Here is a 16,652-nt window from a genome sequence, read left to right on the forward strand (position 1 = left end):
TTTTAATAAAACCTTGATAAACTTTTTTTCGTACGTAATTATAATAGAATAAACAATGCAAAAACAATTTCAAAAATATAGAGCTTATAAGGGTCTTTTGCCCTTGCTGGTCTGTTTTTATTTGTTAGCATTGTTGCAATTACCAGTTTTAGAATTGGGACATATGGTATCTCACAGTATTAATGGTAGTGAGGCCAAAGGTCATAGTCATATGTTTTTTAGAAGTCACCAAAAGGAGAATAGCCTAAAGTCTTTAGAAGCCATGGCGGGGCACGACCATAATATGTTAGAGACTTTAAAACTAGTTTTGGAGATAGAAAACCAAACTACACCTAAAGATGAGGTTAAGGTTAGTTTTAAACTAGATAAGCACATACCGCAACAATCTTGGGACGGTAATGACAACGGGCAAGGTATTTATACAAATGTTTTTAGATTTTTACTTCCTAGTATTTCTTCGCCTATTATAGGGCAAGAAATACCACCGCCAGAGCTTAGTTAAGTTTTTTAGTCCATAGTAATCTTATAAGTCGTCTTTATTCTGGTAGCACGGCTAGATTACCTATACACAGCAATAATACTTAACAAAGAAATCAATTAGAATGAAATATTTTATTTGGATAGGCATCTTATTAGGTGCCCTGTCCATCAATGCACAACAATTAAAAGGCACCCTTAAAAGTGCTGCTGGCGTTCCTTTAGAAGATGCTGGAATTTTTAATAAAACCAACGGTAAACACAATCACACTAATGCTTTGGGCGAATTTGTATTGGAGGATACCCAAATTAACGATGAGGTTTCGTTTTCTAGATTAGGCTATGCTTCTAAAACCACCACAATTACCCAAGCTCATATCCAAAACGGCCTAAACCTAGTTTTAGAAGAAAGTAGCATTAATCTGGACCAAATTGTACTTACGTCAGATAAAAAAGTGCTAACGCAATTGGTAGATGTAGACCTAAAGCAACAACCCGTAAAATCGTCTCAAGAAATTTTAAGAAAAGTACCTGGTTTAATCATAGGTCAGCATGCCGGTGGTGGTAAGGCAGAGCAAATTTTTCTACGTGGGTTTGATGTAGACCACGGAACAGATGTGGCCATAACCGTAGATGGCATGCCTGTGAATATGGTGAGCCATGCGCACGGACAAGGCTATGCAGATTTACATTTTGTGATACCAGAAACTATAGAAAATGTAGATTTTGGTAAAGGCCCTTTTTATGCCCAACAAGGAAATTTTAATACGGCAGGGTATGTAGATTTAGGACTTAAAAAACGCTTGAATACTAACCTGATTAGCTTAGAAGCAGGCCAGTTTGATACCCGTAGGCTTTTGGGTATGTTTAATGTATTGGATGGGCAAAAGCAAGCTGCATATTTAGCGTCTGAGGTATATTTAACCAACGGCCCCGTAGAATCTCCACAGCATTTTAATCGTATAAATATTTTAGGGCGATACAACACGCAATTGGCCGCAGACGCTGACTTAACCCTAACGGTATCGCATTTTCAAAGCAAGTGGGATGCATCCGGTCAAATTCCACAACGTGCCGTAGACCAAGGTTTAATATCTAGGTTTGGCGCTATAGACGACACCGAAGGTGGGGAAACATCGCGCAGCAATATCATGTTGCGTCATAAAAAGTTTTTGGGTAATGGTAAGAGTTGGCAGACCGATGCTTATGTATCTAAGTACGATTTTAAACTGTTTTCTAACTTCACCTTTTTCTTAGAAGACCCAGAGAATGGCGATCAAATAATGCAAGAAGAAGATAGAAGTTTGCTTGGGGCAAGTACGGTTTTTAAAAACAGCATGGCAACCTTAGGTAACAGCACTTTTGAATATGAAGCAGGTCTTGGGTTTAGGTATGATAACGTAGATGATGTAGCCCTTTCACGCACGTTAAACCGAAAGGAAATTCTAGAACGTTTGGCCTATGGTGATGTAGACGAAACCAATGCCAATGCATTTGTAGCTGCAACTTTCACCAGTGGTAAGTTTAGTTTTGAACCGGCGTTGCGCTTGGATTATTTTAAGTTCGATTATGTGAACAAGCTTACCGAAACCTACGATAATAAAGGTCAAGAAAAGCTTGCTTTTAGTCCTAAATTCAATACTATTTTCAATGCAACGGAGAACACCCAGTTGTTTGTTAAAACAGGAATAGGATTCCATAGTAACGATGCAAGGGTAGTGGTAGCCAATAGCGGAGAAGCTATTTTACCAGCAGCTTACGGGGTAGATTTTGGTGTAATTACCAAACCTGCCAAGAATTTGGTTTTAAACGCTACGTTGTGGAGTTTGTTTCTAGACCAGGAGTTTGTATATGTGGGTGATGCGGGTATTGTAGAACCAAGTGGTAAAACAAGGAGAATGGGTGTTGAGCTTGGTGCCCGCTACCAACCTACAGATTGGTTTTATGTGTATACCGATGCCAATTACACGCATGCCAGAAGTACAGAAGAAGCAGATGGCGAAGATTACATTCCACTAGCGCCAGATTTTACGGCAGTAGGCGGTTTAAGCCTTGGTAGGGAACAAGGATTCTCTGGCGGATTAAACTACCGTTATATAGATGATAGGGCGGCCAATGAAGACAATAGTATTGTTGCAGAAGGCTATTTTGTTACCGATGCTACATTAAACTACAGCACCCAACAATGGACTTTTGGTCTCATTGTAGAAAACTTATTTGATACCGAATGGAACGAAACGCAATTTGCAACAGAAAGCCGATTGTTTAATGAAAACAACCCGGTAGAAGAAATACATTTTACACCGGGAACACCATTTTATTTAAGAGGTAAAATTACGTATCAGTTTTAGAAATAAAAGACAAAAACCTGCTAAAACGTTCATTAGCAGGTTTTTTTACACCATTTTTTAACTAAAAAATTAGTTTAAAATAAATATTTAGTTATATTTGAATCATATTTAACTAAAAACTTAGTTGAATATATATCACAAAGTACTGTAGTACGGATAAATAAATATGGATAAAACAATACGCAAATAGCATGAAACAACTTACTAAAGCAGAAGAAGAAGTTATGCAAGTGCTCTGGCAACTACAAAAAGCTAACGTAGCTGCCATAATAGAGGAATTTAGCGCGCCAAAACCTGCTTACAATACGGTTTCTACCATTGTACGCATATTAGAAGACAAAGGTTTTGTGAACCATGAAAAAGTAGGAAAGGGGCATGTGTATTATCCGATTGTAAAAAAATCGGATTACAGCAACCAGAGCATCAACAAATTATTGAACGGTTACTTTCAAGGTTCGTTCAGTAGTATGGTTTCGTTTTTTATGAAAAAGAACGACATCAACCTTAAAGAATTAGAAGAAATTCTAGACCAAATTAAGGAAGAAGAATAGCCTTAGAAAAATTGGCAGACCACATTAAAAATACACCTTATGCTTACTTATATTCTAGAATGCGTAGCATTTCAACTTATTTGCTTACTGGTTTACGATTTATTCCTGAAAAAGGAAACTTTTTTCCAATGGAATCGAGCCTTTTTGATAGTAAGCTACCTACTATCGCTAGTGTTACCATGGGTTAAAATAGAGGCCTTAAAAACAACGGTAAGCAAAGAGGCGGTATATTATCCGGCCAATTGGTTTGTACAAATGGAAGGGGTAGTGGTAGAAGAAAACCCCACAGCAATCAGTTTTTTGGAGCAATTATCGGCTTGGGAATGGGCCTACATCTTTGGGGTTTTAGGCATGGCCGTGTGGTTGAGTACTAAGTTGTACAGGATTAAAAAGTTACACCGTGAAGGCTTTAAAAAATACTACCCAGAGTATACGCGGGTTACCGTACAAAAGAGCAACGTGGCCTTTTCTTTCTTTAAATCCATTTTTATGGGCGATGCGTTGCCAAAAAACAAGGAATAACAAATATTGGAACACGAGCTGGTGCACATAAAGCAATGGCACTCTCTGGATTTATTCTTTTTTGAGCTAATGCGTATTGCTTTCTGGTTTAATCCGCTAGTATACGTATATCAAAATAGGGTATCAGAATTACATGAGTTTATTGCAGATGCCAAGGTGGCTAAGCATCATAAAAAACAGCAGTATGCCATACTGTTGTCCCAAGCTTTTAAGACGGAAAATATCAGTTTTATCAATCAATTTTTCACACAATCATTAATCAAAAAACGAATAGTTATGTTATCAAAACAAAAGTCAAAGCGCATTTTTCAATTAAAGTACATCTTGTTGATGCCTTTAGTGTTAGGTATGTTGGTGTATACTTCTTGTGAGCAAAGTATAGATAATCAAGAAGAGAAAATAGAGCCGGTTAGTATTAACAAAGTTCTTACAAAAACAGACTCCATTATTACTACTACCGCAGTTCCTTTTAGTGTTATAGACCAAGTACCCGTATTTCCTGGTTGTGAAAGTGCAGCAGATAAAAGGGCCTGTTTTCAAGAAAATATTCAAAACCACATTCGCAAACACTTTAATTACCCCTTAGAAGCACAGGAGCAAAATATTCAGGGCAGGGTTGCTATAATGTTTACCATACAAGAAGATGGTACCATAGGTAACATTGAAAAACGTGGCCCGCACGCGCTTTTGGAAAACGAAGCAGTACGGATTATAGAACGGTTACCAAAAATGGAACCAGGGAAACACAAAGGCAAAGTAGTAAGCGTACCTTTTTCTATACCCATTACCTTTAGGTTACAAGAAGAGCATGGTATAGATAACGCTATTGCACAATTTTCTAAAAGAGATGCCAATTGGATACCGTTTATGGAGATAGAGAACCCACCCGTATTTCCTGGGTGCGAAGACGCTGCGGATGCCAGGGCATGTTTTAATGAAAACATAATTAATCACATTAAAAAGCATTTTAATTATCCGCAAGAAGCAAAAGAAAAGGGCATACAAGGTAGGGTGGCCATTAGGTTTGTAATTAACACCAAAGGTGAGATTATAGATATACAAAAACGAGGACCAAGCCCAATTTTAGAGGCAGAGGCAGAGCGAATTATTAAACGTTTGCCTAAAATGCAACCAGCCAGCAATAACGGTGAATTGGCAGATGTAGCTTACTCTATACCCATTACTTTTAAGCTTTAAGATGAAGTCTTTTTTTCGCTACTGCTTATATTGTTAATGGCAAAAGCTGGAGCTCAAGGTCCGGCCTTTGCCGTGGCAGATAGCCTTTATACAATTGGCAATTATACCGCTGCCATAAATACTTATGCAGGTTTAGAAGGGTAAGAGATCAAGCCTTGAACTACTATACCCTAGCATGGGAAGAAGATACGACCAATCCTTATTTTTATTATCAAATCTGTACCTTGGCAGATGCTTATTATAAAGACCCCAAAACCAAACTGGGTTATTATGAACGTTTGTTAGAATACTATCCAGAACTGGTGCCCTATATAAAGGAAAGGGCAAAAATTAGGATTACAGAACTAAAAGAGGAAATACACTTTGCTGGGGAGTAGTTTCTTTAAATTATCGTAATTTCATCCCCAAGATTAGGGAGTATGTTACGCTATGTGTTCTTATCTTTTAGCCTGTTGTTTGTTTCTTGCGAATTTTTATCGTCTAAAGAGGCGCTAACAGAGCGTAGGGTAACAGAAAAATTATCAGCAATAGATTGGGATAGTGTAGATGAGTACCCTATGTTTGATGATTGCTTACTTACACAAACTAAGGAAGAACAAAGACAATGCTTCCAAGCCACCATGCTTAAAAAGTTTTCTAAAGCTTTAGAAGAATTAGAGCTAAAAGTAGATAGTGGTCTTAATGACACCGTGAATGTAAATTTAGTGATAGACGAGCACGGTTTTATGGCAGTAAAAGATATAGAAGAGAATGGTAAAGTCATGCAACTTTTACCCAACTTTGAGCGAGAAGTTACAGATAAACTGAACGATTTGGTTACGGTAAAACCAGCCATTAAAAGAGGGGTTTTTGTTAAAGTTTCGGTAAGATTACCCTTAATCCTAAAAACAGAGGAATAGTTGGCTAAGGAGAAGATTATTTTAGGAATAGACCCAGGAACCACCATTATGGGGTTTGGTATTATTAAGGTGGTAAACAAAAAGATGGAATTTGTACAAATGAATGAGCTTTTACTGCATAAGTACACAGACCCATATATAAAACTTAAACTTATTTTTGAACGTACGGTTGAGCTGATAGATACCTACCACCCAGATGAAATTGCTATAGAAGCACCTTTTTATGGCAAGAATGTACAGTCTATGCTTAAACTAGGTAGAGCACAAGGAGTAGCGATGGCAGCAGGGTTATCTAGAGAGGTGCCAATTACGGAATACTTTCCTAAGAAAATTAAAATGGCAATAACGGGCAATGGTAATGCCAGTAAAGAGCAAGTAGCTAAAATGCTTAAAGGTCTTTTGGGCCTAAAAACACTGCCTAAAAATCTGGATAGTACAGATGGTTTGGCAGCAGCGGTATGTCATTTCTATAATGAAGGTCGCGTAGAGTTGGGTACTCAGTACAGTGGTTGGGAAGCCTTTGTTAAAGCTAATGCCAACAAAGTAAAAGGTGCAAAAAAATAGTATGGCGGGTATATACATACACATTCCTTTTTGTAAACAAGCTTGCCATTATTGCGATTTCCATTTTTCCACCAGTTTAAAGCACAAAGATGGCATGCTCCAAGCTTTGGCAAAAGAACTACAACTGCGAAAGTCAGAATTAGAAGGCAAAATAATAGAAACCATTTATTTCGGCGGGGGTACTCCTAGTGTATTGAGTAATGCAGAAATTGAGCTTTTAATAGCTGCGGTTTACGCTAATTTTAAAGTGATAGAAAACCCAGAAATCACATTAGAAGCCAATCCGGATGATTTAAGTGTAGATAGAATTGTTGCGTTAGCTGCTACACCCATAAATAGATTAAGTATAGGAGTACAATCTTTTTTAGATAAGGACCTAAAACTTATGAATAGGGCACACGATGCAAAAGAAGCGATGCACGTGCTCACTACAGCTGTACAGTATTTTCCAAATACCAGTTTAGATTTAATCTACGGTATTCCCAACCAAACCGATGCGGAATGGCAACAAAACATAAAGCAAGCATTAGATTTTGGAGTGCCCCATATATCTAGCTACGCACTAACGGTAGAACCCAAAACAGCACTTAAAAAATTTATAGCAAAAGGGGTAGTACCAGCAGTGGATGATGAACAAGCACAACGCCAATTTATGTTGTTGGTAGATGCATTAGAAGCACATAACTTTATAAATTACGAGATTTCTAATTTTGGTAAAAAAGACTACTTTTCTAAAAATAATACGGCGTATTGGTTAGGGAAAAGCTATCTAGGAATAGGTCCTTCTGCGCATTCTTTTAATGGTGTTAACAGGGGTTGGAATGTTAGAAACAACCAAAAATATATAAAGGCAATACAGGAGGCGCAATTGCCTATAGAAATAGAAACCTTAACCACTAGAGACCGCTATAACGAATATATTATGACTGGCTTACGTACTATTTGGGGGGTGTCTTTAATACGATTAAAAGAAGAGTTTGGAGAGAGGTATAAGAAGTATGCCTTACAACAAGCCCAAAAATATGTAGCGGAGCATTTACTCTTTTTAGAAGATAATGTGTTAAGAACTACTAAAAAAGGAAAGTTTTTAGCCGATGGAATTGCATCTGATTTATTTATGATTAATTTATAAGGATGATTGCAACACTAAAATATAACTCCAAAAATTACAAAATAGATTTAGCAGCACCTTTAGATTTATCTATTGCTATGAAAGGCGATAAGACCGATGTAAATGCATGGTATTTACCTCCCGCTACTATAAAACCGCATAAGGAAGACGGGTTTGTGGGTAGCGTAGCTGAAGGTGCATCTATAAATTTTAATACAATAACATTTAATCCACATGCACATATTACCCATACAGAAACTGTTGGGCATATTACAGAAAAATTAGTAGATGTAAATAAGGCGTTTAAAAGATATTTTTTCTTAGCAGAGGTAATCACAGTTGCGCCAGAGAAAATAAATGAAGATTGGGTAGTTTCTAAAAAGCAATTAAGTTATGCTTTAGGGAATAAAAAAAGAGAGGCTGTGGTAATCCGTACATTACCCAACACCAAGGCTAAAAAGTCTAGACAGTACGCACATACTAATCCTCCGTATTTAGAAGAAGCTGCGGCAGCGTTTTTAAAGAAAAAAGGAATACAGCATTTACTTGTAGATTTACCATCTGTAGATAAAGAGAAGGACGATGGCTTACTCTTATGCCATAATGCTTTCTGGAATACCAAAGGTAAGCTCAGAGAAAAGGCCACAATAACAGAATTTATTTATGTACCCAATAAAGTTAAAGATGGCACCTATTTTTTAAATATTCAAATGGCACCCATGGTAAATGATGCAACCCCTAGCAGACCAATACTTTATGCCATCCTTGACTGAAAAATGTATATTTGAGTATGAATAGCGTAGTAGTAGCGTTTATAGGTTTGCTCTTTGGTGCAGGAATCATGTACTGGGCCTATACAGTTTTAAACAAGAAAAAACGAAAAGAACTCGTTGAGCATCAATCTACAGTGATTCTAGACCGGATAAAAACGGTTTGTAAGTTGGTAACGGTAGAGGGAGAATTTGCAGAAATATATAAATACGAAAACACTAAAGAAGGTTGGCTAAACTTACTTACAAGTAAGAAAAAGGCATTAGTCGTTATAAATGCAAAGGCACAAGTAGGGTACGATTTAAAGAAGCTTAAATTAAAAGCAGATACAGAACGTAAAAGAATTTTATTGTCTGAATTTCCAGAACCAGAAGTCCTATCCATTGAACCCGATTTGCAGTTTTATGATATCAAGAATGGTATATTTAATTCGTTTTCTCCTAATGACCTGACCGATTTAAATACCAATGCCAAAGAACACATTAGAGAAAAGATACCAGAAAGTGGATTATTAGATTCTGCAAAATCAGAAGCCTTGCAAGCTGTTTTGCTAATAGAAAAAATAGTAGAAACCATTGGTTGGAAATTAGACTATTCTGCCTTAGAAATATCGAACAGAGACAAACAATACTTAGAACAATAAACAGCACCAGCAATGAAAAAGTTGGTATTACCTTTACTTCTTATATTTAGTGTAACAATTGCCTTAGCACAAAAAAAAGAAACCATGCAAGAATTTGATTCGCATTTTGCACACGTAGTATATTTTTGGTTTAAAGAACCAGATAATACAATAGAAAAAGCCAAGTTTGAAGCCTCGCTTAAAAAATTTATGGCGAATTCTAAGTATGCCAAAACCCAATACATTGGTACGGCTCCCAAAGCCGTTAGAGATGTAGTCGATGATAGTTTTACTTATAATTTAATAGCTACTTTCGCATCTGCAGAAGACCAACAAAAGTACCAAGAAGAACCTGCCCATTTGGTATTTATTGAAGAGTGCAAACACATGTGGGAAAAGGTAATTGTGTACGATTCTAATGGTATTAACTAATGCATGTTGAAGCCTTTAGAACGTACTGTTTGGCCAAAAAAGGCGTAACGGAACACTTTCCGTTCGATGAAAAAACGTTGGTGTTTAAGGTCATGGATAAAATGTTTGCTTTAGCACCGCTAGAACGTGTGCCGGCGCAAGTAAACTTAAAGTGCGACCCAGAAAGAGCAATAGCTTTAAGAGAAGAATTAGAAGACGTAGTGTTACCAGGGTACCACATGAATAAAAAACACTGGAATACCGTGTTGTTAGCGCAGCAACCCCAGTCTTTTTATGAAGAGCTTATTGATCATTCTTATGATTTGGTGGTATCTAAATTGACTAAAAAAGCCAGAGCAATACTAGCAGAAATAAAATAAAGACTACAAATGGGTTTGTAGGAAAATATTTATTAACTTCATCGAAGCTTTTCTGCAATTCGTCGATAGTAAATGACGGTTTAAAGGGGGTGATTAAAAAAACGAGAAAGTTTAAATCAACTTTGTGATAGAACCAATAGACTAGACATGAAAGTATTATTCATCGAGGATGACATGATTGAGTGCATGAAGATGCAGCGAGCTGTTTCCAAACTCACCAATAAACACAACATTATTGAGGCAAAAAATGGAGAAGAGGCATTGAACGTCCTTAAAGGAGGGGATTTGCCAGATGTGATCTTTTTAGATTTGAATATGCCTAGAATGAATGGTATTGAGTTTTTAACCATTCTCAAAAAAGATGAAAAACTAAGATACTTACCTACAGTAATTCTTACAACATCAGAGAATCGTGCAGACCTGCTGGAATGTTTTAAAATTGGTATTGCCGGTTACATTATAAAGCCCTTAAAATATGAAGACTACGAAGAGAAAATTAAAAGGGCATTCCAGTATTGGGAAATTAACGAGTTAATAAAGGGCTAATTACGGCTTTTTCTACTTTTTACTGCACATAATAAGTAATCCAATTCTTACGTTAAAGAACTATTAATACAACTTATTATGAAAGGAATCGTATTTACAGAATTTTTAGAAATGGTAGAAGAGACCTTTGGTCTAGAAACTGTGGATAATATTATAGAAAATTCTGAGCTACCATCTGGAGCGGCATATACAGCTGTCGGCACCTATGATTTTAATGAGATGGTACAATTGCTTACCAACCTAAGTGAAGAGACCAAAATACCAGCCAACGACTTGCTATTTACTTTTGGCACCTATCTTTTTAATGGGCTCGCTAAAACGCATCCAGAAGTAGTAGAAGGTTACACAAAACCTTTAAATTTACTGTATTCTATAGAGGACCACATACATGTACATGTAAAAAAATTATATCCAGACGCGGAACTCCCTACCTTTAAAATCTTGGAAAAAACCGATGAAAAGTTGAGTATGATTTACAGCTCATCTAGAGGACTATATGCCTTAGCTCACGGTCTTATTACCAAGACTTTTGAGCACTTTGAAAAAAGTGTAGAAGTTGCATATAAATTGTTAAATGAACAAGGTACAGAAGTTGAGTTTACGATAGTCCAGAATGGATAACAAAGAAATACAATTACTTAAAAGAGCATTAGATAGGGAAAAACGGTCCAGAAAGGCCGCAGAATCCTTATTGGAACAAAAATCCAAAGAATTATATGATGCTTCTAGGCATTTGCGAGAGGTAAATGGAAAGCTAGAAGCTATGTTAACAGACAATGGCGCACATTGGGATGGCGCTTTTGTAAATATTATTGATCCATACATTGTCATAGATTTAAAAGGAAACGTGCTTAACATGAACCAAAGTGCCAAAGATTTTATGGGCTTTGACCATGAGAAGGACCGTATTAATCTGGCTTCTTTAGTACATAAAGATTATGTGCAATACACCAAAGAATCTTTTAAATCCCTAGCACATACAGGGCTCATTAAAAACTATAATGCCAAAATAAATACCCTAGCGCACGGAGAGCGTTTTATTAATATCAATGCAAGTTTAATCTACAATCAAGAGGGTTTGCCAGTGGCAGCCCAAGGGGTAGTCAGAGATATTACCAGAGAAATAGAAATTAAAGAGTTACTGGAAGACCAGCGTAAACAGCAAGATATTATTGTAGAAAATTCATCTTTAGGAATTTTATTAACCGTAAAAGATGTAATCGTTAAAGCAAATAAAACCTTTGTAGATTTATTAGGGTATACTGCTATAGAATTGGCTAATACCCAATTAAATGATATTTCTTCTATAGAAGATTTAGAGGAATATCAACGGATTAAAAATAGTGATGACTCAGCTTTGCAAGACAAATACTCGGTAGTTCGCAAGTTTAAAAAGAAAAATGGCGAGTATTTGTATGGTAAAACATCAGTAAACACCGTACGCAATCAAGCAGGTGCCATAGACTATCAAGTGGTAATGATAGAAGATATTACCCAGGATCGAATTTCAGAAGAAAGGTTAAAAACATCGGAACAACGAATGTCTACGCTAATAACCAATTTGCAGACAGGTGTATTGCTAGAAGATGTAGACAGAAAGGTAGTTCTAACCAATAAAAAGTTTTGTGACCTGTTCCATGTTACCGTGAATCCAGAAGTACTAGTAGGGGTAGATTGCAAGGCGTATTTAGAACGTTCTAAAACTATTTTTCAATCTCCGGAGGAAGAAATCAACAGAATCAATGCCATTTTAGAGAAGAAAGAATTGGTAGTTTCTGATGAAATTGAATTGGCAGATGGTAGAACCTTAGAAAGAGACTATATACCATTATACGTAGACAATGTATATAGCGGCCATTTATGGACGTATAATGATGTAACCATAAAAAAGAATTACAGGCGCAATCTAGAAGCAGAAAAACTAAAATATGGTAACATTGTTGCCAACATGAATTTAGGTTTAGTAGAGGTAGATACTAAAGGTCATATTTTAATGACAAATAACCGTTTTTCAGAAATGGTAGGCGTTGAGCTCCAAAATTTGGTAGGAGAAAACGTTTTAAACCTGATAGATATGGATGCGGATACCAGAGAACGAATCAAGCAACAATTTGCAAAAAGACAAGAACATGTCTCTGATTCTTATGAAATTGAAGTGCGCGATAAAAATGGAATTCTACGTAATTGGTTGGTTTCTGCAGCACCAAGTTATGATGAATCTGGCCATGTAGTAGGTTCCATAGGGGTGCATTTAGACATTACCGAACAAAAACAATTAGAGAAAGAACTAGAACAAAGCAATAAAGGCTTACAAGAATATGCGCATATTGTTTCTCATGATTTAAAATCGCCGCTACGTAGCGTAACTGCGTTAATAACTTGGTTGCAAGAGGACTATAAAGAGGTGTTGGATGAAAACGGGCAACATACCCTTAAAATGATTACCGATAAGATAGAAGGAATGGATAGGCTCATCGGTGGTATCTTAAAATACTCTACAGTAAATAGTGATACTTTAGATAACACCAATGTAGATGTAAATGAAGTTATAAAAGAGATTACAGAGATTATCTACATACCGGATCATGTTTCCGTGCAAATAGTAGGTAAGCTACCCACCATTAAGGCAGATAAAACTAAGATTCATCAATTGTTTCAGAATTTCTTAAGCAATGCCGTGGTTAACATTGATAAAGAAGTGGGGGTAGTAGCAGTTGCTAGTAAAGAAACCCCTACACATTGGGAATTTAGTGTAAAAGATAACGGCGTCGGTATTCCTAAAGAATATCACGAGAAGATTTTCAAGATTTTTCAGTCTATTGGAAATAATGAAAGGTCTACAGGTATAGGATTGTCCATTGTTAAAAAAATTATAGATAGGTATGATGGTAAAGTCTGGTTAGATAGTGAAATAGGGGTAGGGACTACATTCTATTTTACATTAAAAAAGATGTAGTATGAAGGTAAATCAAGCAATACGCGGGGCAGGAGAAAACCAATGGACGTTTACTAAAACAGGCACTCTAAAAAAGCCTTTAGTTTTAATTTTTGGCGATAGATTTTTATTAGAGTCGCACACGGTTTTAGATGAAGTAAGAGCCTTATATCCTGATGGAGACCTAATCTTTGGTACAACGTCTGGCGAAATATTAGGGCCACACGTGTTTGAAGAATCCATCACACTTACGGCAATAGAATTAGAAAAAACCACCTATAAGATTGTTAGAGCTAATGTAAAGGAATATGCAGCCGTAGAGACGCTGGGTAATGCACTTGCCCAACAGTTACCAAAGAAAAATCTAAAGCATATTTTCATTGTATCAGAAGGGAGTTTTGTAAACGGAAGCGGATTAATTAATGGCTTCAATCAAATACAAGATAGTACCACTCCTATAACGGGTGGTTTGTGCGGAGATGGTGCTCGTTTTGAGCGCACCTTGGCGTCTTATAATGAAAACCCTAAAGAGGGAGAGGTTATTGCGGTTGGTTTTTATGGCGATACTTTAGAAGTTAGTTATGCTAATTTTGGTGGTTGGCATTCTTTTGGTCCCCAACGCAGCATCACAAAATCTGAAGGTAATATTCTTTTTGAAATTGATGGAAAACCTGCCCTGGATTTATACAAAATGTACTTGGGAGATAAGGCAGACCAATTACCACAAGCAGCTTTGCTTTATCCGCTTTCTGTGCAAACAGGCGCAGAAGAGCCGTTAACCCGTACAATTTTGAATATTGATGAAGATACAAATTCAATGATATTGGCGGGTGATGTGCCAGAAGGTGCAAAAGTGCAATTAATGATGTCTAGTACTAACGATATTGCAGAAGCAGCCCACAAGGCAGCCACTTTGGCAATGCGTAATAGAAAAAAAGCACCAGAATTAGCTTTGTTGGTAAGTTGTGTAGGTAGAAAATTAGTTTTAGCTGGTAGAACAGAAGAAGAGATAGAAGAGGTTCTAGATGTGGTAGGAGAGCAGGCCGCAATTAGTGGTTTTTATTCATATGGAGAAATGGCTCCCTTCTCTGGCAAGAATAATTGCCTTTTACACAATCAAACCATGACGCTAACTTTAATAAGCGAGTAATATGCATTCTTTACTTAAAAGACAGATACGCAAGTTTTTGCCAGAGCAGTTTAAGGATGCTAAAGAATTAGAGGCTTTTTTGGCAGCAATAGCATCTTCTTATGAGGATTATGATGATAAGTTGGCGATGATACAGCGTGCTACAGCCTTGAGCTCAAAAGAATTGTATGTAGCTAACCAACGTTTAAATAAAGAAACAGATAGGCAGCAATCCATATTAGATGCGCTAAGTAAGGTTATAAAAGAAATGGACCAGAATACGACTCAGTTGTTAGATGAAGATGTGTTTGATCCACAAAAATTAGCAGAAAACATAGAAAAACAAACCAAGCGTATAATTGAAATAAGTGGAGAGAAAGCTATTTTGTTAGAGAATCTGGAGCGTAAAAATGAGAGTTTAAATAATTACGCCCATATGGTATCTCATGATCTAAAGTCACCTATACGCAATGTACATTCTTTGGTAGGGTGGATTTACGATGATGCAAGCCAAGAAACCAAAGCTAGTTTTGGACCAAGCTTCGATTTAATATTTCAGAATCTAACCAAAATGGATGGTTTAATAGATGGCATTTTAAAACATGCAACCATAGATTCGTCAGAGGAACATGTTAGAGATATCAATCTAAATAAGCTTCTTTTTGAAATTAAACAGACTATTTATGTTCCCGATAACGTTACCATTACTATAGCGCCAGATTTGCCAGTTTTAAAGGCTGATACTTACAGATTAGAGCAATTGTTCAAAAATTTATTTACCAATGCTATAGCGGCTTTAGAGGGTGAGGTTAATGGTCTTATTGCGGTTTCTGCAGAAGAATTACCTGCACATTATAAATTTACAGTAAGTGACAATGGTAAAGGCATCCCAGAGCATTTGCAAGAGGGAATCTTTACTATGTTTAAAAAATTAGAGAACGATGCAACAGCCACAGGAATAGGACTGGCATTGGTTAAAAAAATAATTAATTATTACAAAGGAGAAATTTGGTTGTCTTCTAATGAAGGTGAAGGAACTCAATTTTATTTTACCTTGGCAAAATAAGTGCATTAATGGCAGAGGAAACACCCAATTTAAAGTATTTAGAAAATTTATCTGCGGGCAATGAAGTAATGATGCAGCGTTTGTGGAACGTTGTGAAAGAAGAGTTTCCTGTAGAAAAAAAGGCCTACGAAAACGCCATGAAACAAGCTGCGTTTAAAGAAGCGGCAGAATTAGTACATAAAATAAAAAATAAAATAGGTATTTTAGGATTAAATACCAGTTATACCACCGCCAAAGCGTATGAAGAGGGGTTAAAGATTGGAGATTTCACCAATCAAAAGGATTTTGAGCAAGCACTATTGGTACTAACAGATTTTATAAAAAAAACTGAGTAGCATGAACTGTATTATAATAGATGACGAATTGCTTTCCCAAGAAATCATGGCGCAATTGATTGAGGGGCAAACAGAAATGGAATTGGCTCAAAAGTTTCCTAGTTGCATTGCAGCTTTAAAATTTTTGGGGGATAATGAAGTAGACATCATTTTTCTAGATTTACACATGAAGGATTTTTCTGGAATCGATTTTTTAAAAACGATAAAACAAAATCAAAAGGTGGTGTTAACCACCTCTGACCCTTCCTTTGCTTCTGCTTCTTATGAGTACGATAACATAATAGATTACTTAGTAAAACCTATAACTCCAGAACGTTTCGCAAAGACAGTAGAACGTATTAATAATGCAGTAGCATTACCAGAGTCTAAAACGATAAACTATGGAGGAGCTAAAAAAGAAGGACAAAAAGGGGGGGAACTATTTATCAATATAGACAGGCGTTTAATAAAAATTAAGTATCAAGATATTCTTTTTGTAGAAGCAAAAGGGGATTACATAAATGTTAGAACAGTGAAAGAAGATTTTAGGGTACATTCTACCTTAAAAAAGATTACGGAAAAGCTGCCAGAATCGCTGTTTATGCAGATTCACCGTTCTTATGTAATCAACTTTACTAAGATAATAGATATACAAGATAATAGTGTTTTAATAGAAAAAAGCGTAATTCCTATTAGCCGCTCTCAGCGACCTAATCTTATGAAAAGATTAAATCTTTTACAATAAAAGTAAGAAAATACGTTATTATATAGCATTTATTGATAAAGTAATAACGTAAACTGAAATT

The 16,652-nt window shown here is 36.3% G+C and carries 20 protein-coding genes; all 20 read left to right on the forward strand.

Annotation, left to right across the window (positions count from 1 at the left end; all coding sequences use genetic code 11):
* Nucleotides 1-55 precede the first annotated feature (55 nt).
* Nucleotides 56-502 (forward strand): hypothetical protein, encoded by a 447-nt coding sequence (locus FBT53_RS01430; RefSeq protein ID WP_136949391.1) that lies wholly within the window; start codon nt 56-58, stop codon nt 500-502.
* 100 nt (nt 503-602) lie between these two features.
* Nucleotides 603-2,828 carry a TonB-dependent receptor plug domain-containing protein gene (locus FBT53_RS01435; protein ID WP_136949392.1) on the forward strand — a complete coding sequence of 742 codons (2,226 nt, stop codon included), beginning with the start codon at nt 603-605 and terminating at the stop codon, nt 2,826-2,828.
* A gap of 191 nt (nt 2,829-3,019) precedes the next feature.
* Nucleotides 3,020-3,379, forward strand: coding sequence for a BlaI/MecI/CopY family transcriptional regulator (locus FBT53_RS01440; RefSeq protein WP_010518648.1), 360 nt, complete (start codon nt 3,020-3,022; stop codon nt 3,377-3,379).
* Nucleotides 3,380-3,418: 39 nt separating this feature from the next.
* Nucleotides 3,419-3,901: a hypothetical protein gene (locus tag FBT53_RS16240; RefSeq protein ID WP_240729742.1), complete on the forward strand. Its 483-nt coding sequence runs from the start codon at nt 3,419-3,421 to the stop codon at nt 3,899-3,901.
* Nucleotides 3,902-3,907: 6 nt separating this feature from the next.
* Nucleotides 3,908-5,098: a M56 family metallopeptidase gene (locus FBT53_RS01445; RefSeq protein WP_240729743.1), complete on the forward strand. Its 1,191-nt coding sequence runs from the start codon at nt 3,908-3,910 to the stop codon at nt 5,096-5,098.
* 155 nt (nt 5,099-5,253) lie between these two features.
* The gene (locus FBT53_RS01450) at nt 5,254-5,475 is read left to right on the forward strand and encodes a hypothetical protein (RefSeq protein WP_136949393.1); all 222 of its coding nucleotides are present in this window, start codon (nt 5,254-5,256) and stop codon (nt 5,473-5,475) included.
* 42 nt (nt 5,476-5,517) lie between these two features.
* Nucleotides 5,518-5,997 (forward strand): hypothetical protein, encoded by a 480-nt coding sequence (locus FBT53_RS01455; protein ID WP_136949394.1) that lies wholly within the window; start codon nt 5,518-5,520, stop codon nt 5,995-5,997.
* Nucleotides 5,998-6,561, forward strand: coding sequence for a crossover junction endodeoxyribonuclease RuvC (gene ruvC, locus FBT53_RS01460; protein ID WP_136949395.1), 564 nt, complete (start codon nt 5,998-6,000; stop codon nt 6,559-6,561).
* Between the two features lies 1 nt (nt 6,562).
* Nucleotides 6,563-7,693 carry a radical SAM family heme chaperone HemW gene (hemW, locus tag FBT53_RS01465; protein WP_136949396.1) on the forward strand — a complete coding sequence of 377 codons (1,131 nt, stop codon included), beginning with the start codon at nt 6,563-6,565 and terminating at the stop codon, nt 7,691-7,693.
* A 2-nt stretch (nt 7,694-7,695) separates the two neighbouring features.
* A complete protein-coding gene (locus tag FBT53_RS01470; RefSeq protein ID WP_136949397.1) occupies nt 7,696-8,445 on the forward strand; it encodes a cyclase family protein in 750 nt (249 codons plus the stop codon).
* A gap of 17 nt (nt 8,446-8,462) precedes the next feature.
* Nucleotides 8,463-9,086, forward strand: coding sequence for a DUF4230 domain-containing protein (locus tag FBT53_RS01475; RefSeq protein ID WP_136949398.1), 624 nt, complete (start codon nt 8,463-8,465; stop codon nt 9,084-9,086).
* Between the two features lie 12 nt (nt 9,087-9,098).
* Entirely contained in the window at nt 9,099-9,497 is a 399-nt protein-coding gene (locus tag FBT53_RS01480) for a Dabb family protein (RefSeq protein WP_136949399.1), read from the forward strand.
* Complete coding sequence (locus FBT53_RS01485) at nt 9,497-9,856, forward strand: MmcQ/YjbR family DNA-binding protein (protein WP_136949400.1); 360 nt, start codon at nt 9,497-9,499, stop codon at nt 9,854-9,856. Before FBT53_RS01480 ends, FBT53_RS01485 begins: the two co-directional genes overlap by 1 nt.
* Nucleotides 9,857-10,003: 147 nt before the next feature.
* The gene (locus FBT53_RS01490; protein WP_136949401.1) at nt 10,004-10,402 is read left to right on the forward strand and encodes a response regulator; all 399 of its coding nucleotides are present in this window, start codon (nt 10,004-10,006) and stop codon (nt 10,400-10,402) included.
* A gap of 78 nt (nt 10,403-10,480) precedes the next feature.
* Nucleotides 10,481-11,023 carry a heme NO-binding domain-containing protein gene (locus tag FBT53_RS01495; protein ID WP_136949402.1) on the forward strand — a complete coding sequence of 181 codons (543 nt, stop codon included), beginning with the start codon at nt 10,481-10,483 and terminating at the stop codon, nt 11,021-11,023.
* On the forward strand, nt 11,016-13,358 hold the full coding sequence (locus tag FBT53_RS01500) for a PAS domain-containing sensor histidine kinase (protein WP_136949403.1): 2,343 nt from the start codon (nt 11,016-11,018) through the stop codon (nt 13,356-13,358). Before FBT53_RS01495 ends, FBT53_RS01500 begins: the two co-directional genes overlap by 8 nt.
* A gap of 1 nt (nt 13,359) precedes the next feature.
* Nucleotides 13,360-14,487, forward strand: a complete 1,128-nt coding sequence (locus FBT53_RS01505; protein ID WP_136949404.1) for an FIST signal transduction protein — start codon at nt 13,360-13,362, stop codon at nt 14,485-14,487.
* A 1-nt stretch (nt 14,488) separates the two neighbouring features.
* On the forward strand, nt 14,489-15,532 hold the full coding sequence (locus tag FBT53_RS01510; RefSeq protein ID WP_136949405.1) for an ATP-binding protein: 1,044 nt from the start codon (nt 14,489-14,491) through the stop codon (nt 15,530-15,532).
* Between the two features lie 8 nt (nt 15,533-15,540).
* Complete coding sequence (locus FBT53_RS01515) at nt 15,541-15,867, forward strand: Hpt domain-containing protein (protein ID WP_136949406.1); 327 nt, start codon at nt 15,541-15,543, stop codon at nt 15,865-15,867.
* A gap of 1 nt (nt 15,868) precedes the next feature.
* Nucleotides 15,869-16,591 carry a LytTR family DNA-binding domain-containing protein gene (locus FBT53_RS01520; RefSeq protein ID WP_136949407.1) on the forward strand — a complete coding sequence of 241 codons (723 nt, stop codon included), beginning with the start codon at nt 15,869-15,871 and terminating at the stop codon, nt 16,589-16,591.
* The last annotated feature ends 61 nt before the right edge of the window (nt 16,592-16,652 follow it).

The organism is Flavobacterium sp. ASW18X, assembly GCF_005144745.1.
Taxonomy (GTDB): Bacteria; Bacteroidota; Bacteroidia; order Flavobacteriales; family Flavobacteriaceae; genus Croceivirga.

Bases quoted from the DNA above. Each gene is read 5' to 3' on its own strand.
- FBT53_RS01430 (WP_136949391.1), top strand. From the start codon at position 56: ATGCAAAAACAATTTCAAAAATATAGAGCTTATAAGGGTCTTTTGCCC.
- FBT53_RS01435 (WP_136949392.1), top strand. From the start codon at position 603: ATGAAATATTTTATTTGGATAGGCATCTTATTAGGTGCCCTGTCCATC.
- FBT53_RS01440 (WP_010518648.1), top strand. From the start codon at position 3,020: ATGAAACAACTTACTAAAGCAGAAGAAGAAGTTATGCAAGTGCTCTGG.
- FBT53_RS16240 (WP_240729742.1), top strand. From the start codon at position 3,419: ATGCTTACTTATATTCTAGAATGCGTAGCATTTCAACTTATTTGCTTA.
- FBT53_RS01455 (WP_136949394.1), top strand. From the start codon at position 5,518: ATGTTACGCTATGTGTTCTTATCTTTTAGCCTGTTGTTTGTTTCTTGC.
- hemW (WP_136949396.1), top strand. From the start codon at position 6,563: ATGGCGGGTATATACATACACATTCCTTTTTGTAAACAAGCTTGCCAT.
- FBT53_RS01470 (WP_136949397.1), top strand. From the start codon at position 7,696: ATGATTGCAACACTAAAATATAACTCCAAAAATTACAAAATAGATTTA.
- FBT53_RS01475 (WP_136949398.1), top strand. From the start codon at position 8,463: ATGAATAGCGTAGTAGTAGCGTTTATAGGTTTGCTCTTTGGTGCAGGA.
- FBT53_RS01480 (WP_136949399.1), top strand. From the start codon at position 9,099: ATGAAAAAGTTGGTATTACCTTTACTTCTTATATTTAGTGTAACAATT.
- FBT53_RS01485 (WP_136949400.1), top strand. From the start codon at position 9,497: ATGCATGTTGAAGCCTTTAGAACGTACTGTTTGGCCAAAAAAGGCGTA.
- FBT53_RS01490 (WP_136949401.1), top strand. From the start codon at position 10,004: ATGAAAGTATTATTCATCGAGGATGACATGATTGAGTGCATGAAGATG.
- FBT53_RS01495 (WP_136949402.1), top strand. From the start codon at position 10,481: ATGAAAGGAATCGTATTTACAGAATTTTTAGAAATGGTAGAAGAGACC.
- FBT53_RS01500 (WP_136949403.1), top strand. From the start codon at position 11,016: ATGGATAACAAAGAAATACAATTACTTAAAAGAGCATTAGATAGGGAA.
- FBT53_RS01505 (WP_136949404.1), top strand. From the start codon at position 13,360: ATGAAGGTAAATCAAGCAATACGCGGGGCAGGAGAAAACCAATGGACG.
- FBT53_RS01510 (WP_136949405.1), top strand. From the start codon at position 14,489: ATGCATTCTTTACTTAAAAGACAGATACGCAAGTTTTTGCCAGAGCAG.
- FBT53_RS01515 (WP_136949406.1), top strand. From the start codon at position 15,541: ATGGCAGAGGAAACACCCAATTTAAAGTATTTAGAAAATTTATCTGCG.
- FBT53_RS01520 (WP_136949407.1), top strand. From the start codon at position 15,869: ATGAACTGTATTATAATAGATGACGAATTGCTTTCCCAAGAAATCATG.